At 44.9% G+C, this 19,978-nt stretch carries 18 protein-coding genes; 6 read left to right on the top strand and 12 right to left on the bottom strand.

Annotation, left to right across the window (positions count from 1 at the left end; all coding sequences use genetic code 11):
• Positions 1–79: 79 nt before the first annotated feature.
• Complete coding sequence (locus R1T43_RS03790; protein WP_317353042.1) at positions 80–700, bottom strand: NAD(P)H-binding protein; 621 nt, start codon at positions 698–700, stop codon at positions 80–82.
• Positions 701–772: 72 nt separating this feature from the next.
• Between R1T43_RS03790 and R1T43_RS03785 the strand changes: the two genes are divergently transcribed.
• Positions 773–2,980 carry a S9 family peptidase gene (locus R1T43_RS03785; RefSeq protein WP_317353040.1) on the top strand — a complete coding sequence of 736 codons (2,208 nt, stop codon included), beginning with the start codon at positions 773–775 and terminating at the stop codon, positions 2,978–2,980.
• 142 nt (positions 2,981–3,122) lie between these two features.
• On the opposite strand, the gene R1T43_RS03780 is transcribed toward R1T43_RS03785, so the two are convergent.
• Entirely contained in the window at positions 3,123–3,497 is a 375-nt protein-coding gene (locus R1T43_RS03780; RefSeq protein WP_013782610.1) for a PH domain-containing protein, read from the bottom strand.
• Positions 3,498–3,506: 9 nt separating this feature from the next.
• Positions 3,507–6,479: a putative bifunctional diguanylate cyclase/phosphodiesterase gene (locus R1T43_RS03775; RefSeq protein ID WP_317353036.1), complete on the bottom strand. Its 2,973-nt coding sequence runs from the start codon at positions 6,477–6,479 to the stop codon at positions 3,507–3,509.
• Between the two features lie 156 nt (positions 6,480–6,635).
• Here R1T43_RS03775 and R1T43_RS03770 point away from each other — a divergent pair, with 156 nt between their 5' ends.
• Genes R1T43_RS03770 through R1T43_RS03760 form a run of 3 tightly spaced genes read left to right on the top strand, consistent with a single transcriptional unit; the run spans position 6,636 to position 10,060 of the window.
• On the top strand, positions 6,636–7,649 hold the full coding sequence (locus tag R1T43_RS03770; protein WP_317353033.1) for a serine/threonine dehydratase: 1,014 nt from the start codon (positions 6,636–6,638) through the stop codon (positions 7,647–7,649).
• A gap of 2 nt (positions 7,650–7,651) precedes the next feature.
• On the top strand, positions 7,652–9,397 hold the full coding sequence (locus tag R1T43_RS03765) for an amidohydrolase (RefSeq protein ID WP_317353031.1): 1,746 nt from the start codon (positions 7,652–7,654) through the stop codon (positions 9,395–9,397).
• Between the two features lie 21 nt (positions 9,398–9,418).
• Positions 9,419–10,060: an MBL fold metallo-hydrolase gene (locus tag R1T43_RS03760; protein WP_317353029.1), complete on the top strand. Its 642-nt coding sequence runs from the start codon at positions 9,419–9,421 to the stop codon at positions 10,058–10,060.
• 111 nt (positions 10,061–10,171) lie between these two features.
• Here R1T43_RS03760 and R1T43_RS03755 read toward each other — a convergent pair whose 3' ends face one another.
• Positions 10,172–10,687 (bottom strand): lactoylglutathione lyase family protein, encoded by a 516-nt coding sequence (locus R1T43_RS03755; RefSeq protein WP_057789322.1) that lies wholly within the window; start codon positions 10,685–10,687, stop codon positions 10,172–10,174.
• 99 nt (positions 10,688–10,786) lie between these two features.
• On the opposite strand from R1T43_RS03755, the gene R1T43_RS03750 reads away from it, so the two are divergent.
• Positions 10,787–11,680, top strand: coding sequence for a LysR family transcriptional regulator (locus R1T43_RS03750; RefSeq protein WP_317353026.1), 894 nt, complete (start codon positions 10,787–10,789; stop codon positions 11,678–11,680).
• Positions 11,681–11,729: 49 nt separating this feature from the next.
• Here the strand turns inward: R1T43_RS03750 and R1T43_RS03745 are convergent, their stop codons facing one another.
• The gene (locus tag R1T43_RS03745; protein ID WP_317353024.1) at positions 11,730–12,575 is read right to left on the bottom strand and encodes a class II glutamine amidotransferase; all 846 of its coding nucleotides are present in this window, start codon (positions 12,573–12,575) and stop codon (positions 11,730–11,732) included.
• 194 nt (positions 12,576–12,769) lie between these two features.
• On the bottom strand, positions 12,770–13,459 hold the full coding sequence (locus tag R1T43_RS03740; protein WP_317353022.1) for a Crp/Fnr family transcriptional regulator: 690 nt from the start codon (positions 13,457–13,459) through the stop codon (positions 12,770–12,772).
• Between the two features lie 78 nt (positions 13,460–13,537).
• Here R1T43_RS03740 and R1T43_RS03735 point away from each other — a divergent pair, with 78 nt between their 5' ends.
• Positions 13,538–14,506 (top strand): sterol desaturase family protein, encoded by a 969-nt coding sequence (locus R1T43_RS03735; protein ID WP_317353021.1) that lies wholly within the window; start codon positions 13,538–13,540, stop codon positions 14,504–14,506.
• A gap of 50 nt (positions 14,507–14,556) precedes the next feature.
• On the opposite strand, the gene R1T43_RS03730 is transcribed toward R1T43_RS03735, so the two are convergent.
• The 6 genes from R1T43_RS03730 to nqrF all read right to left on the bottom strand — a co-directional run bounded on the left by R1T43_RS03730 (position 14,557) and on the right by nqrF (position 19,968).
• A complete protein-coding gene (locus R1T43_RS03730; RefSeq protein WP_317353018.1) occupies positions 14,557–15,432 on the bottom strand; it encodes an MBL fold metallo-hydrolase in 876 nt (291 codons plus the stop codon).
• A 65-nt stretch (positions 15,433–15,497) separates the two neighbouring features.
• Positions 15,498–15,761, bottom strand: a complete 264-nt coding sequence (locus R1T43_RS03725; RefSeq protein WP_317353016.1) for a DUF1653 domain-containing protein — start codon at positions 15,759–15,761, stop codon at positions 15,498–15,500.
• Positions 15,762–15,798: 37 nt separating this feature from the next.
• Complete coding sequence (gene dinB, locus R1T43_RS03720; RefSeq protein WP_211071779.1) at positions 15,799–16,872, bottom strand: DNA polymerase IV; 1,074 nt, start codon at positions 16,870–16,872, stop codon at positions 15,799–15,801.
• Positions 16,873–17,393: 521 nt separating this feature from the next.
• Positions 17,394–17,627 (bottom strand): (Na+)-NQR maturation NqrM, encoded by a 234-nt coding sequence (nqrM, locus tag R1T43_RS03715; RefSeq protein WP_013782597.1) that lies wholly within the window; start codon positions 17,625–17,627, stop codon positions 17,394–17,396.
• Positions 17,628–17,637: 10 nt separating this feature from the next.
• Entirely contained in the window at positions 17,638–18,669 is a 1,032-nt protein-coding gene (locus R1T43_RS03710; RefSeq protein ID WP_317353010.1) for an FAD:protein FMN transferase, read from the bottom strand.
• Between the two features lie 66 nt (positions 18,670–18,735).
• Complete coding sequence (gene nqrF, locus R1T43_RS03705; RefSeq protein WP_126872854.1) at positions 18,736–19,968, bottom strand: NADH:ubiquinone reductase (Na(+)-transporting) subunit F; 1,233 nt, start codon at positions 19,966–19,968, stop codon at positions 18,736–18,738.
• Between the last annotated feature and the right edge of the window lie 10 nt (positions 19,969–19,978).

Raw genomic sequence — 19,978 nt, 5'->3', positions numbered from 1 at the left:
CTCTTTATATTTCTATTTTTTGGTTTTTGTTTTTTGTTTTTGGTTTTGGTTTTGGCTTTTTAATGCGCTGTGCTCTGCCCTACCACTTTTGCCTTGTCATCATGTTTCTTGCTACATCAACCGCATGCACGGGTCGATATTTCTTTAACGGCCCTTGCATTAGCATTTTCCAAACTGGTGCGGTTTTTTGTGCCACATCTTCTAGAGTGCGAGATTCGCTTCGCGTGCCTAACAGAAGTGAAGGACGAACTGCCGCCGCATGAGGAAGCTGAGGCATACGCATTATCGCGTTTTCTAACTCACCTTTCACCCGCAAATAAAAATTACTGCTTTTGGCATCTGCCCCTACCGTTGAGATCCATACGAAACTACCGGTTCGCTGTGCTCGAGTTAGTTGCGCGGCAATATGCACGTATTCAAAATCAACACGCCTAAACGCCGATTTAGAGCCCGCTTGTTTGAGCGTGGTACCCAAACAGCAATACACGTGATCGACACCAAAATATCCTTGGTAATTTTGCAGGTTATCAAAATCGATAACCACAGGTTTCAGCCTGTTATATGGATCGGCAAACTGGCTGGACGGCAGCGGTTTTCTTACCAAACAGGTTACTTCGCTGTAGCGACGGTCCTGTAAAAGTATATTTACCAACGTTCGTCCCACTAATCCGGTCGCTCCTAGCACCATTGCGGTTTTCATACTTAGTACCTTGTATCCTAAGACAGTTTCTCTACAATCAACCATTCGACAGTTAAAAATATGCAGATAAAAATGAAAAAAGCCCTTTTAATAGGAGCCGCTATGCTCTCTACAGCTGTACAGGCCGAACCGCTCGATATTGAGCGTATTTTCGCTTCTCCTTCCCTTGATGGCAATGCGCCTCGCGCACTTAAAGTTTCTCCTGATGGAGAAAGAGTTACGTTCTTAAAAGGAAAACAGACCGATTATGAACGTCTCGATTTATGGGAATACCATATAGACAGTGGGGAAACCCGCCTTTTATTTGACTCGAATGACCTTCAAAGTGGCGAAGAAGTGTTAAGCGACGAAGAAAAAGCCCGCCGCGAACGTATGCGTTTATCGGGTAGCGGTATTGTAAGCTATCAATGGTCTGCAGACGGTAAGGCACTCCTTTTCCCGCTTGGTGGTGATGTGTATTACCACAAGCTCGGCGAAAAAGGGGCAAAGCAACTTCTTGATACCGACGTATTCGAAACTGATATTAAGCTTTCTCCTAAAGGAAATTACATTTCTTTCATTCGCGACCAAAACTTGTTTGTAAAACATATTGAGTCAGGTAAAGAAACCGCCATCACAAAAGAAGGCGGCGGTAACATTAAATTTGGTATGGCCGAATTCGTTGCCCAAGAAGAAATGGGCAGAATGACCGGTTACTGGTGGTCTCCAGATGAAAGCTTTATTGCATTTACCAAAGTAGATGAAAGCCCTGTAGATGTCATTTCTCGTTCTGAAATTTATGCCGACGATATTAAAACCATTGAACAGAAATACCCTAAAGCAGGCACCAATAATGTGCTTGTTGAACTGGCTATTCAAAACATCAATAATGGTGCACGTAGATGGGTAGATTTAGGCGAAGACAAAGACATTTACCTTGCCCGCGGTAAGTGGATGCCTAACAGTGAAACCTTCACGTATCAGTGGCAGACTCGCGACCAACAAACGCTTGAGCTTAGAGCATACAACGTACCATCAGAAAAGCAGAACGTGTTGTTAAGCGAAACCAGTAATACCTGGGTTAACTTGCATAACGATTTGTACTTTTTGTCTGACTCAGACCAGTTTATCTGGGCTTCTGAACGAGATGGCTTCAAGCACCTTTACCTTTATGAGAACAGCGGTAAGTTAGTGCGTCAGCTAACCCAAGGCGATTGGGTAGTTGATAACATTGAAGCGGTTGATGCCAAGAGTAACCGAATTTACTTTGCGGGTCGTAAAGACACACCGCTTGAAAGCCACGCCTATTCAGTGTCATTAGACGGCGGTGATATTTCACGTATTACCAATGAAGGTGCTTATCACAGCGTATCGTTTAGTAAAGATGCTTCTATCTTTATCGACCGTTTCTCTACCATTAATTCACCTGCCCAAGTGAGTTTAAATGATGCTTCTGGCAAGCGTATTACATGGCTTGAAGAAAACAAAGTTGAAGAAGGCCACCCGCTACATGCTTATATGGATACGTGGACTAAACCTGAATTTGGTGACATTACCACCAAAGATGGCGCAACCTTAAAGTACCGTATTTACAAACCTGAAAACCTTGAAAAGAAACACCCTGTTATTGTGTATCTTTACGGTGGTCCACACGCGCAAGTTGTGACGAATAGCTGGGCAGGTAACCGTGGACTGCTGATGCAGCATTGGGTAGATAAAGGCTATGTGGTGTTTACCCTTGATAACCGCGGCTCTAACTACCGTGGTAAAGCATTTGAAGATCCTATCTACAAGAAAATGGGCTTTATTGAAGTTGACGATCAAGTAGCAGGTGTTGAGTTTTTACGTACCCTACCGTACGTAGATGCTAATCGTATTGGTGTTCATGGCCACAGTTATGGCGGTTACATGACCCTAATGACCATGTTTAAAGCGGGTGATTACTTCCAAGCAGGCGTATCTGGTGCACCGGTTACCGACTGGCGCTTATACGACACCCATTACACCGAACGCTATATGGGTAACCCTAACACCGATGATGATGCGTACACAGCCTCTTCCGTATTCCCATACGCAAAAGACTTAAAGGGTGATTTGCTGATTTATCACGGAATGGCTGACGACAATGTGTTGTTCACCCACTCTACGATGCTATACAAGCACCTTCAGGATTTGGCAATTCCATTTGAAACCATGGATTACCCAGGTAAGAAGCACAGTATTCGTGGCAAGCAAACGGGGATCCATTTGTACAAAACCATTACTAACTTCTTCGATAGAAATTTAACGCCTGAGCAATAAGGTTTTAGATTTTTAAGCTTTGAAAAAAGGTTTTAATAAAAAAACGGCGGTGCTTTTAAAAGCACCGCCGTTTTTATTTATACTTCGCTTATTCTTTTTTAACCCGCCGTTAAACCTAGGCCGGTAATAAGAAAATATAGCGTTAGGCGAACATCTGATTGGCTAAGTTCTTCTGCACATCTTGCGCCGACGCTTTACTTAACTCAATTTCGATAGCATCACTTTTACCTGATAACCATATTTTTAATTCTGCATCGGTATCGAAGTGGCCTGCCGTTTCTACCACAAACTGCGTGATCGACTTATAAGGGATAGAGTGGTAGTTCACCTTTCTGCCTGTTAGTCCTTGCTTATCAATAAGAATCAAACGCTTATTGGTAAATACACTTAAATCTCTTACTAGTTTAAATGCGGCGGTGACGGTTTCATTTTCAGCCAGTATGGGTGAGAGTTCTTCATTTACCGCTTCAGCGCTGGTTTCACTAGCGTTACCTAGCAAGGTGTCAAATAAGCCCATTTTATTCTCCTAAACAGACACGAGTTTTGTAAGCCACTGTACGCGATGAGCAAGGGGCTGGGGCTTATCTAAGGCAAAACCTTGACCGTAGTCTACCTGCAATACCTTTAGTACATTTGCCGTTGCGGTATCTACCACAAACTCCGCCACCGTTTGCTTACCCATACTGTGAGCAATGTTATTTATCGCGGTAACTGTAGCATGATCGATTGGATCGTGAACAATATTTCGAACAAAGGAGCCGTCAATTTTGACGTAGTCTACATCCAAGTTCTTAAGGTAGGTGAACGACGACATGCCCGCACCAAAATCGTCGAGGGCAAAGCTACAGCCTATTGCTCGAAGCGTAGAGATAAAATGCTTTGCCGCACTTAAGTTAGTGACTGCGGTGGTCTCGGTGATTTCAAAGCAGATTTTTTCTAGAGGTACTGTGGTGCCTTGAAGCCGCTGGGTAATTTTCAACAAAGTGATTTCGTCACCAAGGGTAATCCCAGACAAGTTAATGGCCACTTTAGCCACATTGTCTACGTGCAACGGATTGGCCTCCAACGTCTTTAACGTATTATCTACCACCCAATAGTCCACTTTGTTCATTAAGCCATGACGCTCGGCAAGAGGAATAAATAAACCTGGGCTAATAAGGCTGCCGTCGCTTCCCGTCAAGCGTAGCAATATTTCATAGTGTTCAAGCGCGGTGGCCGTGTCTTCACCTATGCTATTAAGCGGCATAATGGCCTGGCTATATAGTTCAAAACCATCGAACTGAAGCGCTTTATGCAGGGTGTGCAGTACGTCATTTTCGCTGCTATCCATGCCTAGCTGTGCATCTTGAGCGTGATAGACAAAGTATCTGTTTCGTCCTAAATGCTTGGCCTTATAACAGGCATTATCAGCGGCCTTTATAAGCTCTGCCGCGTTATGTTCTTGAGGGTTTATTTCAATGACACCAATGCTTGCACCAACGAAAAATAGTTTATCTCCATACATAAATCGATAAGTAGAGATGGCCTTTAACAGCTTATCGAGCTTTACTTTTACTTTATCGAGAGGCTGTTCATGATAAATAATACAAAACTCATCACCGCCTATGCGGGCAAGTAAGTCTTTATCACTAATGTGCTGCCTAAATATAGTAGACACTTCTTGAAGTAACTTGTCGCCAGCGGGGTGACCACAGCTGTCGTTCACTAACTTAAACCTGTCCATGTCGATAAAGCACATTACGCCAGCGGTTTTAGTATCAGCCAAGGCTCGTGAAGGGTATATGGCAGTAACGTTGTGTCTGTCAATTTCTGCATTGGTCGCAGGTATATTGGCGGTATTGACCTCTAAAATTTCTCGTAGTTGCTTATCAAAAGCATAGCGGTTGAGTAGACCCGTTAATTGATCGTGATTTGCTTGATACGCCACTTCAGCTTGTAATTCTTGCTCTTTCGTCACATCCCTGGCGATGCCTTCCACCGCAATTAGCACGCCAGATTCATCTAATATAGGGGTATCTGAAAACTCTAGTACCAACTCGGAATCATCATAACTGGTGTAGTGAACCAGATAAGGGTCGGGTTTTACCCCCTGCACCGATTTCGCTCGAATATCGAACGTCTCGTCTGGTATTCTCCTGACCAATCGAGATTGTTTTTCGATGAAATTATCTGGAGTAAAACCTAAGATAGTACTAATTCCAGCACTCACATAAATAAACTTATGTTCAGCGGTTTTGGTATAAACGAAGTGCCTGTGCATGCCATCTACCAACCTGCGATAGCGCTCTTCGCTATGTTTAAGTGCTTGCTGAGCCTTAAATCTCTCTGTGACATCCCTTGCGGTTAAGGCAAGATTATCCCCGGCTTTAACCACTTGGACCTTCAGCCATTCAGGCGTAATTTTACTGCCCTTAACAGCGACATACTCTTCAAAGGGCGTGTGGTTCATGGCCACCGCAATTACGCTATCAAACAAGTCAGCTTTGCCTAGAAACGCTAACTGATCTTTCAGTGTTTTAGTACTTAACTCTGAACATGCCCCACGAAATAGGAATCGACTGTGGCGATTGGCTTCAACTAATTCGTAATCATTGCCTGCAGGGCGATAAATGACTAACGCATCTAACGAGGCCTCACTGGCCGTAAGGTAACGCTTTTGACTGGCCGATAGATTCACCGCACCTTTCATTTGCTTATGAAAAATCCAACTGGCCAACGCCGACATGAAAAGCCCTATTACCGCGACTAATACACCTGCTCTATAACGCCCCACTTCGGTCTGCATAGACAGCGAAAACTGACGACCAATAAATGAGAACGGCTCAGTCGCAATCACGGTCCCGTCATTAACTAACTCACCATTGCTAAACAGGGTGCGACCAGCGTCTTGAAGCGCAAAATTAAACTGAGGACCTTCTAGCTCGCCAAGCATAACGCCCAAAATCGTTTGTGCATCAAAGCCCGCCAGTAAGTACCCGTGATTGAGTTCTTGAGGGCTAATGGTACGGCCAACAATAATATGATAATGCCCCGTTACCGACGAATGAACCAATGTACTGGCCAAGGATTCAACAGGTGTGGGAATAGTGAGCCCTACCGATGCGAGTGGCTTGCCGATAAGTTCGTTTGATAGGCGAGTTTTCGTTCCATGGCTAGGGGTCGCTACCCACTGAATGACACCGTTTTGATCAGCAAAGGTTAGCGAACTATATCCGCGCTGCATCCCCATCAACGACATCGCTTGCGCATTAAACCAATCCACTTGGTTGGGCGCAAAGGTTGGCCAGTTTCGCATTAAATTATGAACGGCTTGAATACGTTCCGTAGAGAATGCTTCTAAGCTAATCTTTACCTGTTCGGCAACGGATTGGGCTTTCGAAATTCGAACTCGCTTGTCTTCGTTGTCTAGATAGACACCTGCTGCGACAAAAAGCAGGGATAGAAACGCGAACAGCACTAGGGGCAGCCCGTATATTCGCTGGGTAACTCTTGATTGCATTACGATTACCTCTCATCGAGAGGGTGGGACTATAAACCGCGAAGATGAATTTTTTATGAATTAGCCTTTTAGCATTTAAATGGTAGGGTATACCTTTACTTAATAATAACTGCGTTTAAATAAACGTATTTCTAATGCAGATACAAGGCGTTACTCATGCACCCTAGTGAAACGGAACTCTCCTACTCGTCCATAATTCAAGCGTATGACAGAATTAAAGACCACGTTAAGCGCACACCTATTATGGAATCGAGCCTGTTAAATAAATGGATGGGACATCGCATTTTATTTAAAGCTGAGTGCTTGCAAACTATTGGGGCGTTTAAGCTACGTGGTGCATTAAATTTCTTGGCCCACTTAGATGAACGGGGTGAACTACCTAAAAAGGTGGTTGCCAATAGTTCAGGCAATCATGCCCAAGCCGTGGCTTATGCTGCTGCAAAATATGGTATTCCCGCGACTATTTTCGCTAGCGAAACCATTTCTCCTATCAAAGCAGCAGCCACTGAAAGCTATGGGGCGCAGTTGAAGCGCTTCCCTACACGCCAAGAAGCCGATATTGCCGTGGCCAATGCGGCTGAGGAAGCAGGCACGGTATGGATACCGCCCTTTAACCACCCTGATATTGTAGCTGGCCAAGGTACTGCTGCCATGGAAGCGTTAGAAGATGTAGGCAGGGTAGATGCGATTTTTGCCCCTTGTGGCGGTGGTGGCTTGCTTTCGGGCACGTTACTTACTGCTCGAGCGTTACAACCCGATGCGTTAGTGATTGGGGCTGAACCACTTGCCGCCAACGATGCCTCTCAATCATTGCAGCAAGGCGAAATAGTTGCTCTTAATGCACCGCCGGTGACCCTTGCCGACGGCGCTGCAACACCCTCAGTGGGCAATGTGACCTTTCCTCTATTACAAGAACTTGATGATTTTTACGAAGTGGACGAATTGCAAATAGCCTACTGGACGCAGTGGCTGCAGCACCTATTGAAACTTCACATAGAACCCACTTGCGCCATGAGTATGGCGGCGGTTGCGGCATGGGCTGCTAACACAACACCTGGCCAAACGGCTTTGGTTATGTTGTCTGGCGGCAATATTAGCCAAGCCTCTATGGCCGCAATTTGGGAACGAGACTTTTTGCTTCAACCCCCTATTATTAACACGGAAGAATAAGCATGCTAAAAATGCACGTTAATACGACAGAAATAGTAAGTGAAACTACCCTTAGTCAAAATAACAGCCGCGTCATAAAGCGCTCCATTCTTAAATTCGGTGGTGCGCTTGCTATAGCCACACTATCCAGTATCGCTTGTGCAGCAACACTTTTTACCAACGTAAAAGGTTACACGCTGAATGATGATGCTGAGTTGGTGACCTTCTCAAATATCCTTATTGATGACGGTAAGGTGGTATCGCTAAACGTCAGTGCAAAAGACACTAAAGCAGGCATGACTGATGATGTGTCGATAACAGAAACCATTGATGGTGAAAGCCGCGTTATGCTGCCGGGTCTAATTGATGCTCACGGGCATTTATTAGGCTTGGGAGCAAACCTACTTGAAGTGGATTTACGAGAAAGCACCAGTGCTGGCAACGCCGCAGATAGCGTAGCGGAATATGCACTGGCAAATAGCACACAACCGTGGATTACTGGCCGTGGTTGGAACCAAGAGTTATGGTCTGACAGAGCCTTTCCCACCAGCAACGATTTAGACAAAAAAGTGTCTGATCGCCCTGTTTGGCTAACCCGTGTAGATGGCCATGCGGGTTGGGCAAACACTAAAACCCTCACCTTGGCGGGTATTACGAAAGATACACCCACGCCGGTTGGTGGTGAAATTGTAAAAGATGCTAATGGTGAACCAACGGGGGTATTAATCGACAATGCCATGGCGTTAGTCGAACCCTATTTGCCGACGCAAAGTAATGGGGTATACAAACGACAACTCGATGCAGCTAGTAAGCACTTACTATCAAATGGCATTACGTCAATGCATGATGCTGGTGTCGGCCGCGGTGTGTACGACTTTTATATTAAACAAGCGGTTCAAGCTGAATTACCTATTCGAATATACGCCATGATCAGCGCCACTGACCCCGACTTAAGTAAACTATTAGGAAAAGGGCCCATTCGTGACGCTAACGATTATTTATATATTCGTTCAGTCAAAGCCTATGGCGATGGTGCGCTTGGCAGTAGAGGCGCAGCATTATTAGCCCCCTATTCTGACGCTCCCCACCAGCATGGTTTATTACTCACTCAGCCTGAGGTTATGACACCGTTATTTACCTCGGTAATCGGTGCTGGTTTCCAATTGAATTATCATGCCATCGGCGATAAAGCAAATCATGTTGCGCTTAATGAATTTGAAAAAACATTTACGGCTATTGGCGGTAGTGAATTACGTAATCGGATAGAACATGCGCAAGTTATCGCGCCTGAAGATCTCGCTCGTTTTGCCGAGTTAGATGTATTGCCATCCATGCAACCAACACATGCTACTAGCGATAAAAACATGGCTGAAGATCGTATTGGTAAGGATAGAATGGAAGGCGCCTATGCGTGGCAAACTTTACTGGAATCAGGTATTCCTTTGCCTCTTGGCTCAGATTTCCCAGTAGAGTTGGCTAACCCTTTCTATGGATTACATGCTGCGGTAACTCGCCAAGACAGAGAAAACCAACCCGTTAAAGGCTGGTATGCCCACGAGGCACTTACGATTAAGCAAGCCTTTAAAGGCTTTACCTTAGATGCTGCTTACGCGGGTCATATGGAAGACACCCTTGGCACCCTTACACCGGGCAAATGGGCGGATTTTATACTGGTTGATCAAGATATCTTTACCATAGACAAAAAGGATATTTGGAAAACCCAAGTGCAGGCTACCTACATAGCAGGCAAAAATGTGTTTTCGAAATAGTCGTTGTTGGGAGGAAGCACATTGGAAATTAATATTATACCGGTGACGCCATTTGCTCAAAACTGTTCGCTTATTTGGGACGCAGGCAGCAAGCAAGGGGCATTTGTTGACCCTGGCGGAGATATACAGAAGCTCATCTGCGCGGCGTCAGATAATCAGGTAACTATTGAAAAAATCATTCTTACACACGGTCATTTAGACCATGTAGGCGGCACTGTCGAACTGGCTAAATACTACGATGTGCCGATTGTGGGGCCACACCTAGGTGACAAATTCTGGCTAGATGCGCTTATGCAGCAAAGCCAAATGTTTGGCTTTCCCCCTGCCACGCCCTTTGTGCCTAACCAATGGTTAAACGACAAGGATACCATTTCAGTTGGCGAGCTGACGCTTGAGGTGTTGCACTGCCCGGGGCATACCCCTGGCCATGTGGTTCTTGTGGAGCGAATAAGTAACAAGGTTATTGTGGGTGATGTGATTTTTGCTGGTTCAATTGGCCGCACTGATTTCCCTCAGGGAAATCATCAACAGCTGCTCGATTCAATAAACGCGAATATTTTAACGCTACCTGATGATATGGTGATTTATCCTGGTCATGGCCCTACCACCACGGTAGCAAAAGAAAAAGACAGTAACCCTTACGTTGCATCGCAATGGGGTTGAGTGGCTATAAGACGTGTTAATACAAGAACAAGTAGAAGAGCCAATAGAACAGTTTTCTGCCCATTAAAAAAGGCGAGTGAGCCACTCGCCTTTACCTACTGGCTTCTTTACTTATTGGTAGGCACCGCTCGCATAATGAAGTTCATAGCTGTGGCTATAAATTTCAAGGATGTTGCCAAACGGGTCTTCCATATAAATCATGCGGTACGGTTTTTCGCCTGGGTAGTAGTAACGCGGGGCTTTCATGCGTTTCTTACCACCGGCTTCTACAATCTTTTCTGCCAAGCCTTCAACATCAGGGTCTTGAACACAGAAATGGAATACACCCGTTTTCCAGTATTCGAAGTTGTTCTCAGGATTTTCTTGGTTTTTAAATTCAAATATTTCAACACCTACACGGTCGCCCGTTGAAAGGTGAGCAATGCGGAATTTGTCCCAACCTGCACCAAATACATCAGTACACATTTCACCAATGGCTGAGTCATCTTCAACAATTTCAGTTGGCTTCATGATTAAGTACCAGCCTAGTACTTCAGTGTAAAATTTAACGGCGGCATCAAGGTCTGGAACCGAAATACCAATATGTGAAAACGTACGTGGATAAGGGGTCTTAACTGCTTCAGTCATCTTTATCTCCTCGATGTAAAGTATGCAGGTATATTAACTAGACAAACCCACCACTGGAAATTATGATTATTTCTTAAATCCATAATATAAATTTATAGCATGCTAAATCCTTTGTGGCTCGACACCTTTAAGATGTTAGTTGAAACGGGTAATTTTACCCGCACCGCAGAACAGCGGTTTATGACCCAGCCAGGCGTGAGCCAGCATATTAAGAAGCTTGAACAGGCCTGTGGCTGTGCGCTACTTATTCGCTTGGGTAAAGGGGTTGAACTGACCGAACAAGGCCAGCGAGTTTACGACTATGCGCAAAGTTTGAGTAAGCATGAGCAGGCACTTATAGAGAGTTTAAAGTTTGATGCACCTTATGAAGGTAAGTGCGTAATTGGGTGTTCTGGTGCATTAGCACAGCGTTTGTACCCTGTGTTAGTTGAGCTACAAGTCACCCATCCTCGCTTGAGCATACATTTAGAAGTTGCCCCAAACCGCACCATATTAAACAATATACAAGCGTCTAGCCTTGAACTAGGCATAGTTACCCAGCAGCCTGACGAGGAATTGTTTTCATCTGAAAAGATAGGCCATGAATCACTGGGGCTTATTTTACCCAAGGGTACGCCTTATGAGGCCATTGACGATACATTGCTCGCCCTTGGATTGATAAATCACCCAGATGCCATGCATTACTTAAAGCTTTATTTTAGTCACAGCGGCGAGCAAGCGCTGATGCAGTTAGATCCTAACCGATTGCCAAAGCGTGGTTATATAAACCAACTGTCTCAAATTTTATTGCCGGTAAGCAAAGGGTTAGGCTTCACCGTACTGCCTATTAAGGTGCTTGATAGCTTTGCTGATGCGGCAAACAGCTTAACCATTTACCCCGCGAAGCACGATGTAACAGAGCCGCTGCATTTTGTGAAAACGCCACACCGCTCACTGCCACTTCGCTATCAGAAAATTCAGTCGCTAATTGTTGAAGCACTCGAAAGTAACTAAGTTAAATAAAGCAACAAAATCAATCAGATAAGTCACACCCAATGCGAGGTCAACTTGCTTGTTGAGCACTCAAATCGGGATCGGGGCTGGTCATAGCGGCTTCAGATTTATGAACGGGTACATCTACTTTGCCGCTAGCAATCACTTCGCCTTGCTGCCATAGCTTCCATTCACCACGCTCGTATATATCCCACTGTTCGTCGTGAGTAAGCGGCGCGGTGGCAATAATGCTCACCACGTCATTGGGTGTGGTTTCAGCGGCAAAATCAATCTCTACTTCCACGTCACTTAAGCAAGCTGGGCCAAACGGCGCGCGGCGGGTAATACTGGCCATTTTAGTGCTGCAAAATGAAAACAACCATTCGCCATTGCTCAGCAAGCAATTAAATACACCGTGCTCTGCGTAGCCTTTGGCGATATTTACCAGCGTATCGGCCAATTGTTGCGGCATAGCATCTCGAGGCAGGCTTTCCCGCACTTGATTCATTAAATCGCAGAACATGGCTTCGCTGTCGGTATCACCTACCGCTTCATACATGCCTTCACGAGGCACAAAGTTAGGTAGCTGCCCATTATGTGCAAACACCCAGTATTTACCCCACATTTCTCGGGTAAAGGGGTGAGTGTTGGCTAGGTTAATATTGCCGACATTGGCTTGGCGAATATGACAAATAGCCGTTTCGCTTTTAATCGGCAGATGGGAAACAAACTCTGCAATTTGAGAGGTAGCACAGGGTTCAGGGTCGTGAAAAAGGCGTATGCCCTTGCCTTCATAAAATGCCATACCCCAACCGTCCTTGTGCGGGCCTGTTTCGCCACCGCGTCGGGTGAGGCCGGTAAAGCTAAAACACAAATCAGTTGGCGTATTGGCACTCATGCCAAGCAGTTCACACACGATATACCCTTTTTAGAACGTAAATATTAGCAGGCATTGAGCATAAACAAGCTTGGCACGCTAAGCAACGCGCAATACGCCTAATTTACACCTGTCTTTCATGTCTATTTTGTAAGTTAGCAGAACGATAAGGCGCATACACACCCACATAAGCTAGACCAACGGTACTCCATTTTTTCTTAGTTAAAAATTAATCAGACAGGAAGTAGAGACATATTATCGCTAAGCCACTTAGACATAACTGCCTTATCGATAATCTCTACTTTTCCATACTGCTTACGAATCAGTGAAAGCGATACCAGTTTATTAAGCGCTTTGTGAGCGGTTAACACCGTTACGCCTAAACGCTCAGCATAGTCGCTTTGTCTAAGCTGAACGGCAGCAGCGCTATTTTGAGCTGAGTTTGCTTGCGCTACGTTGGTTTGATAAATTAATTTTGCCAATTGCACATGGGTAGGCAAGCGTAAAATGTCATCTAACCGTTCCAGTGTCGCGTGAAGCTTTATGGCAAGGTTCCGCGTTAAAAACACACCCACTTTAGGGTGCGCATCTTCGAGTTGCCGAAAGCGACTTTCATTAATTTGCAGCACGGTGCAGTCGGACATTGCTTGCGCATGGTGCGTTCTGGCTAACGATGCATATAAAGTGAATTCACCAAAAGTGTCGCCTCGCTCTAGCACTGTAGTAAGTTGATAATTACCGTCCAAGCCATAGTTGCCCACCTTCACCTGCCCAGCCTCCACGATAGAAAGCCCAGGTTTTAAATCCCCTCGATTGTGGATCATAGCGCCCTTGACATACTCGGTTGGCGCACCAAATTGCGTGCACAGCGCAAGTAATGATTCAGGCATGATAATTTGATTGAGCGCTTTTATGTAAGACACTTTCCCACCAAATCTATAGTTCTATATATTTACCATGTTAATAGAGTGTTAACTTTACTGCAATACGTGGAGAGAACTATGAACTATCAAATTGCGATTATCGGTATTTTCTTAATATTTGCGTTACTGGAAGCAAAGCAAGGTAAGCTTTTTAAGAAAAGCGCAGAAGTGAGTGATGATGGAAAAGTCGAACTCATTGGCACCTTAGTGCTTTTTGTCATTACCCAACCTTTGGTGCTTTTTAGTGCTGGAACGTTAATGTTACTTATTGTGCCCCAGTACCAAGGGGCGCTAAATCAAGGGGCTTTGAATCAAGGAGCATTGGGCGACTCATCAATTTTTCTGCATATTGCATTGCTGCTGATATTCGATGACATGATGCAATATTGGTGGCACCGCCTGTCTCACTCCACCCGTTTCCTGTACAACTTGCATCGTGCTCACCACAACGGCAAGTACATGAGCGTGCGCATTATCTATCGTAATAACGTCTTCTATTACTTGTTGATGCCGTCGCTTTGGTTTTCAGGCGCGCTTATCTATTTAGGATTAGGTTGGACCTACGCGTTCTATCTTGTGGTAAAGCTAAGTGTCATTACCGGTGCGCATGCCGAATGGAAATGGGACAGATTTTTATACCAAAAGCCAATGCTTAACAAGCTAGCGTGGATTGTGGAAAGAACAATTTCTACACCTTCTACCCATAGCGCACACCACGGCCTAAAGGCTGACGATGGCATCACCAACTATAAAGGTAATTACGGAAATCTATTGTTTTTCTGGGACGTGTTATTTGGAACTGCCAAAATCACGCGAAAATACCCAGCTCAATATGGTATTGAAGGAATGTTTTACGCTAACTGGGTAGAGCAACTCGTTTGGCCGCTATATAAAACACCACGCAAACCTAAAATGGTTGCTCAAGCGACAAACGAAGCAGCAAAGAAAAGCGTAATCGACACCGCATCTAGTCCTAGCAATAGTACACATACTGATGAGGTATTAATGCCGGAGTCTGGGGTGAATAAAACTGACGCAACTATATAGCTACGAGTCGGAGTAGGAGCAGTGCTATGACTGCTCCTAAACCGGCTTGATTAGGCCTCTTCGTAAAGTGTAGCAATCCACTTCTCTTCCGAGATAAAGCTCCATGCCCACTTATCCCATTTACTATCAAGCCCTGCTTCAGTAATGGCTTCAAGGCTCATACCTTTTGCTTTCTGTGCTTTTACAAAAGCAAAGGTCTCTTCAATCATTGCAAGAAAGCTGGTGTACTCGGCTTTGTTACTAAGTGCACCATGGCCTGGAATGAGGACCGTATCGTCATCTATTTTCGCTATCACTTGTTTAACTGATTCTATGTAGCCTTTAACACTGCCGCCGGAATTTAAGTCGATGAACGGGAATAATCCGTTGAAGAACAAGTCGCCAGTGTGCATGACATCCGGCTGTTCAAACCATACAATGCTGTCGCCGTCTGTATGCCCTGATTTAAGATGCATAATGTGAATGGTTTCACCGTTAAAATGTAGCTTGATACCGTTTTCATAGGTAATAGCCGGTAGCGCATCAGGAGAGACTTTTTCATCGTTGGCCAATCGAACACGCACGTTGTCATGGGCTAAAATAGTCGCGCCTTTGTGACTGTGAAAGAACGCATTAGAACCGGTATGGTCGCCATGGTAATGGGTGTTAATTACATACTTTGGCTTATCACTACCCAGCTCCCCTAGCGCGGCAGCTATTTTCTCTGCAAGCGGAGCGAACTGATCATCAATAATAAGAATGCCGTCATCGCCTGCAGAAACGCCGATATTGCCGCCCATCCCCGTTAACATATGCACGGAACCTTTAAGTGCTGTTGCTTCTATTTCAACCTTTTCAAAACGGTCTTGTGAAAAAGCGGCTGGAATGAAGGTCGTTGATACTAAACTTGCAGCAAGTAGCAAACTACGGATAAGTGGTTGCGCCATTAGGGTTTCCTTAGGAGGTGCTTATTATTTACTAGGTCTACATACACTATGACCTAGTTTCCGGTTCAGATCATTTTTTCATCATCTGGGATGTCACCAATATAAGCAAATCGCGGAACAGATTTGCCTTCTATCACCACTTCTTCTTGAAACATACTCAATGGGCGAACCCACAGGGCTTTTTCGCCATAACATGGACGATACACCACTAAGGAAGACTCATCTTCTGAATGCGTCGCCACTTCGTAAACATCATAGTCACTGCCTTTGTAGTGGCGGTAGCGACCTGGGGTTCTAAGGTCGGGGGCTTTAGGTTCTGGGGTAGTCATGATGGCTCCTGCTAGTCACTTTTTGTTCGCTTTTTATTCACTCACCTTCTAAGGGCAAAGGAAGTTGATGTATGGTTTGCGCCTCACCTAGGCCAATATGCAGTCCGACTAATCGTATACCGCGGCCTTTGGCGCGCTCGTAAGCTTCTTGCAATAGGGTATCAAAGTAATGGGCATTTAACGAAGGGCATCGGTGTTCAACAGTAGTAAGTTGGAAGTCTTGAAATTTCAATTTTACCCCTTGAGTGCGTATGCGAACAGGCTTGCCTGTGCGCTTTTCATGGGCCTCCATGCGCTCCTGAAGCTTTTCTAGTAAGTGAGGCATAAAATCTCGACATTCTTCTAACGAGTGAATATCGTTGCTTAGGGTGCGTTCTACGCCTATAGACTTGCGCTCTCGTGATACCGATAGTTCTCTGTCATCAATACCGTGCGCTCGTTCCCATAAAACCGCTCCAAACTTACCTAATTCTTTTTGTATACGCTCAAAGGGGTAAGAGCGCACATCGTTACAGGTGGCTAGGCCTAATCGTTGCAGCTTTTGCATTGTTACTTTGCCCACCCCGGGAATTTTTTTAAGTGGCATAGCGCTAACAAAACTGTCTAATTTATCGGGGGTTATAACACAAATACCATTAGGCTTATTTTCATCACTCGCCACTTTGGCCACAAACTTACAAGGAGCTACGCCTGCTGACGCGGTTAACCCCAATTCCGCTTCAATACGGCTTCTTATTTCTTCGGCAATTAATGTAGCGCTGCCGCCGCAATACTGGCTATTGGTGACATCTAGATAAGCTTCATCTAAGGAAAGTGGCTCTATTAAATCGGTATAGTCGGCAAAGATTTCGCGAATTCGTTGAGACTCTTTGACATAAGCCTCCATGCGCCCTTTTACTAAGGTGAGATTCGGGCAAAGCTTAAACGCGTATGCGGTGGCCATGGCGGAACGTACGCCATATTTACGAGCAGGGTAATTACAGGTAGAGATAACGCCACGGTGCTGTGAGCTACCACCAATAGCAATAGGGATATTACGTAACGCAGGGTTGTCACGCATTTCAACCGCAGCATAAAAGCAGTCCATATCTACATGGATGATTTTTCGCATGCCGTATTGCCCCCTAAACTGCCAAACGAAATGAACCGCTTTACAAAAAACTGTATAGAAAGACAGTATTCTAGAGCATATTAATTCGCCTTACCAGCGAACGAGATGAATAGTGAGCAACTACTTATACCAATCCGCATAGATAATCGCCCACTCAGAAGGCGCTGGCAAGTTTCCTAGCAAAGCGTGGGAATGCAGGAATGGCTGTTCCCTTTCAAATTCCCAGAATGAAGCTAGGAAGCTTGCCAGACCTTCCCGAAGGGCGAGTTTAAAATGTCCGTACTCTTTGTTGTGTTACCTTGGTGTAGAACCACTATACCTGTGGTAACACGCCGCGATTACGAACATTTTAAGTCTCGCTGAGAGGGTAATTATCTATGCGGACTGGTATTACTGCGCAAGTAATAAATGAAGCATACAAAAAAGCGCGGTAAGCTTTTAACTTACCGCGCATCTATATTTATACATTGTGGCGCTTTTGCGTATTGTTTCTGACTTAGCAAAAGCGCGACTAGATCAGATTAAAGGATCTGATTCTGTTTCCATTCATTCAATTTCTTTTCTCTCGCTTCTTCTTTTTCCATGCGAGATTTTTTTCTGTCACAAGGCTCTGGGCAATCACATGCTTTAGCGATACCCAATGCGCCTAGTCCACCGCAGCTACCCGATATCGTTTTGCGCTGCACTAAGTAGCCTACCGCCATGGCAAGTACCATGGTGAGGAAAAAACCGAATGCTAAAATAAACGTAGACATAGCCTACTCCTTAATTATTTACTTCTACCAGTTTATCAAATTCTGGCGTGGCATACTCTTCAAATCCGTCCGCTGTGCGACGAATGAGGAATACAGCAAGTTGTTCTTGCTCTGCAAGGTCGATAGCGCGTTCCCACCCCATTACGTTGAACGCAGTGGCTAAGCCATCCGCAATCATTGAAGATGGGTTTACCACCGTAACCGACACCAAATCATGCGTTATCGGCGAGCCAGTATTTGGGTCAATTAAATGAGAATAGCGTTTCCCATCTTCTTCGTAATAGTTACGATAATCACCTGATGTGGCTATGGCGTTAGTGCCTATAGACACAACTTTTTGCACCGCGCGCTCTGTCGTTACCGGCTTTTCAATTGCAATTAGCCACTCACTGCCATCACCACGTTCGCCTTTCACTCGCATTTCGCCGCCAATCTCTACAAGGTAATTTTGTAAATCATGGGAGTCTAAAATGGCTGCAACTTCATCTACGCCGTACCCCTTAGCAATGGTCGATAAATCAACGTAAAGCATAGGATTAGCTTTCATAAGACCGGTTGGCGTAGTAGATAATTTCTCATAACCTACATAATCCCGTACGGCCTCAATATCCGCTTGGGTTGGCACTTTCTCTGGCCGTTTATTTGGTCCAAATCCCCACAAATTAACCAAGGGCCCTACCGTAACATCTAGCACACCATCGCTCAAACGGGCCAAGCGAAGCGCTTCATTCACCACGGTAAGTGTTTCTGGAGACACCGCAAAGTTATCTGAATATCGGTATTGGTTAAAACGAGACAACTCAGACGTTGTATCGTAGGTCGACATCATTTTATTGATGTTAACTAACTTAGCGTCAATTTCTTCCTGCAAACCTTCTACTGCAGTTTCACCTTCACCAAGTACGTACTTAATATTGTAAGTCGTACCCATAGTTTGGCCTTGCAAATGCACAACCGTAAGTGGCTTTTCACTGCAACTGGCAATAAAAAGGATGCTCATAGCAATAACCGCTAATGCTATTCTGGCAAAGAATCGAATCACGTTTTGGGTCCTTTAACTAAACAAAAAGGGGGCTCTCGCCCCCTTTACTCACTTGTAGATTTCGGATTAACCACCGAAGTCATCAAGCATGATGTTCTCGTCTTCAACACCTAGCTCTTTCAACATGTTGATAACGGCTGCGTTCATCATAGGTGGTCCACACATGTAGAACTCACAATCTTCTGGCGCAGGGTGATCTTTCAGGTAGTTCTCAAGAAGAACTTGGTGAATGAACCCAGTGTAACCTTCCCAGTTGTCCTCAGGTTGAGGATCTGAAAGGGCAACATGCCACTTGAAGTTATCGTTTTCTGCAGCTAACTCATCGAAGTCTTCTGTATAGAACATTTCACGAAGTGAACGTGCACCGTACCAGAAGCTCATCTTACGATCAGTTTTTAAGCGACGAAGTTGGTCGAAGATATGTGAGCGCATCGGCGCCATACCTGCACCACCACCAACAAACACCATTTCGTTTTCAGTTTCTTTAGCGAAGAACTCACCAAATGGACCAGAAATTGTTGCCTTGTCACCTTCTTTAAGGCTCCAAATGTACGATGACATTTTACCAGCAGGTAGGCTTAGATTATTAGGTGGCGGCGTAGCAATACGCACGTTCAACATAATAATACCTTCTTCTTCTGGGTAGTTAGCCATTGAGTAAGCACGAATGGTTTCTTCATCTACTTTAGATTCGATATCGAAGAAGCCAAAACGTTCCCAATCACCGCGATACTCATCAGGGATTTCAAACTCTTTGTACTTAACGTGGTGCGCAGGTGCTTCAATTTGAATGTAACCACCAGCACGGAAAGGTACGCTTTCACCGTTAGGAATTTGAAGCTTAAGTTCTTTGATGAAAGTGGCTTTGTTATCGTTAGAAATAACTTCACAATCCCACTTCTTAACACCAAATACCGACTCTTCAAGCTCGATTTCCATGTCTTGCTTAATCGCAACCTGACATGATAAACGACAGCCTTCACGGGCTTCACCTTTAGTGATGTGATCAAGTTCAGTTGGAAGGATTTCACCACCACCTGAATGCACGTCTACACGACACTGACCACAAGAACCACCACCACCACATGCTGAAGATACGAAGTACCCTGCATCAGCTAGTGCGCCAAGAAGCTTGCCGCCTGGCTCAGTTTTAATTGCTTTGTCTGGGTCACCGTTAATAGTGATGGTTACATCACCGCTTGGTACCAGCTTCGACTTGGCAAACATGATGATAAATACTAGCGCCAATACAATGGCAATAAACATGCCGACGCCTAGGAAAATTTCTACTTGATTCATTTATATGCTC

The organism is Alteromonas sp. CI.11.F.A3 (assembly GCF_032925565.1).
Classification (GTDB): Bacteria; Pseudomonadota; Gammaproteobacteria; order Enterobacterales; family Alteromonadaceae; genus Alteromonas.
This window is presented reverse-complemented; position numbering and strand designations above follow the sequence as displayed.

Bases quoted from the DNA above. Each gene is read 5' to 3' on its own strand.
- R1T43_RS03770 (WP_317353033.1), top strand. From the start codon at position 6,636: ATGCACCCTAGTGAAACGGAACTCTCCTACTCGTCCATAATTCAAGCG.
- R1T43_RS03775 (WP_317353036.1), bottom strand. From the start codon at position 6,479: ATGCAATCAAGAGTTACCCAGCGAATATACGGGCTGCCCCTAGTGCTG.
- R1T43_RS03755 (WP_057789322.1), bottom strand. From the start codon at position 10,687: ATGACTGAAGCAGTTAAGACCCCTTATCCACGTACGTTTTCACATATT.
- R1T43_RS03780 (WP_013782610.1), bottom strand. From the start codon at position 3,497: ATGGGCTTATTTGACACCTTGCTAGGTAACGCTAGTGAAACCAGCGCT.
- R1T43_RS03765 (WP_317353031.1), top strand. From the start codon at position 7,652: ATGCTAAAAATGCACGTTAATACGACAGAAATAGTAAGTGAAACTACC.
- nqrF (WP_126872854.1), bottom strand. From the start codon at position 19,968: ATGAATCAAGTAGAAATTTTCCTAGGCGTCGGCATGTTTATTGCCATT.
- R1T43_RS03785 (WP_317353040.1), top strand. From the start codon at position 773: ATGAAAAAAGCCCTTTTAATAGGAGCCGCTATGCTCTCTACAGCTGTA.
- R1T43_RS03790 (WP_317353042.1), bottom strand. From the start codon at position 700: ATGAAAACCGCAATGGTGCTAGGAGCGACCGGATTAGTGGGACGAACG.
- R1T43_RS03725 (WP_317353016.1), bottom strand. From the start codon at position 15,761: ATGACTACCCCAGAACCTAAAGCCCCCGACCTTAGAACCCCAGGTCGC.
- dinB (WP_211071779.1), bottom strand. From the start codon at position 16,872: ATGCGAAAAATCATCCATGTAGATATGGACTGCTTTTATGCTGCGGTT.
- R1T43_RS03735 (WP_317353021.1), top strand. From the start codon at position 13,538: ATGAACTATCAAATTGCGATTATCGGTATTTTCTTAATATTTGCGTTA.
- nqrM (WP_013782597.1), bottom strand. From the start codon at position 17,627: ATGTCTACGTTTATTTTAGCATTCGGTTTTTTCCTCACCATGGTACTT.
- R1T43_RS03730 (WP_317353018.1), bottom strand. From the start codon at position 15,432: ATGGCGCAACCACTTATCCGTAGTTTGCTACTTGCTGCAAGTTTAGTA.
- R1T43_RS03750 (WP_317353026.1), top strand. From the start codon at position 10,787: ATGCTAAATCCTTTGTGGCTCGACACCTTTAAGATGTTAGTTGAAACG.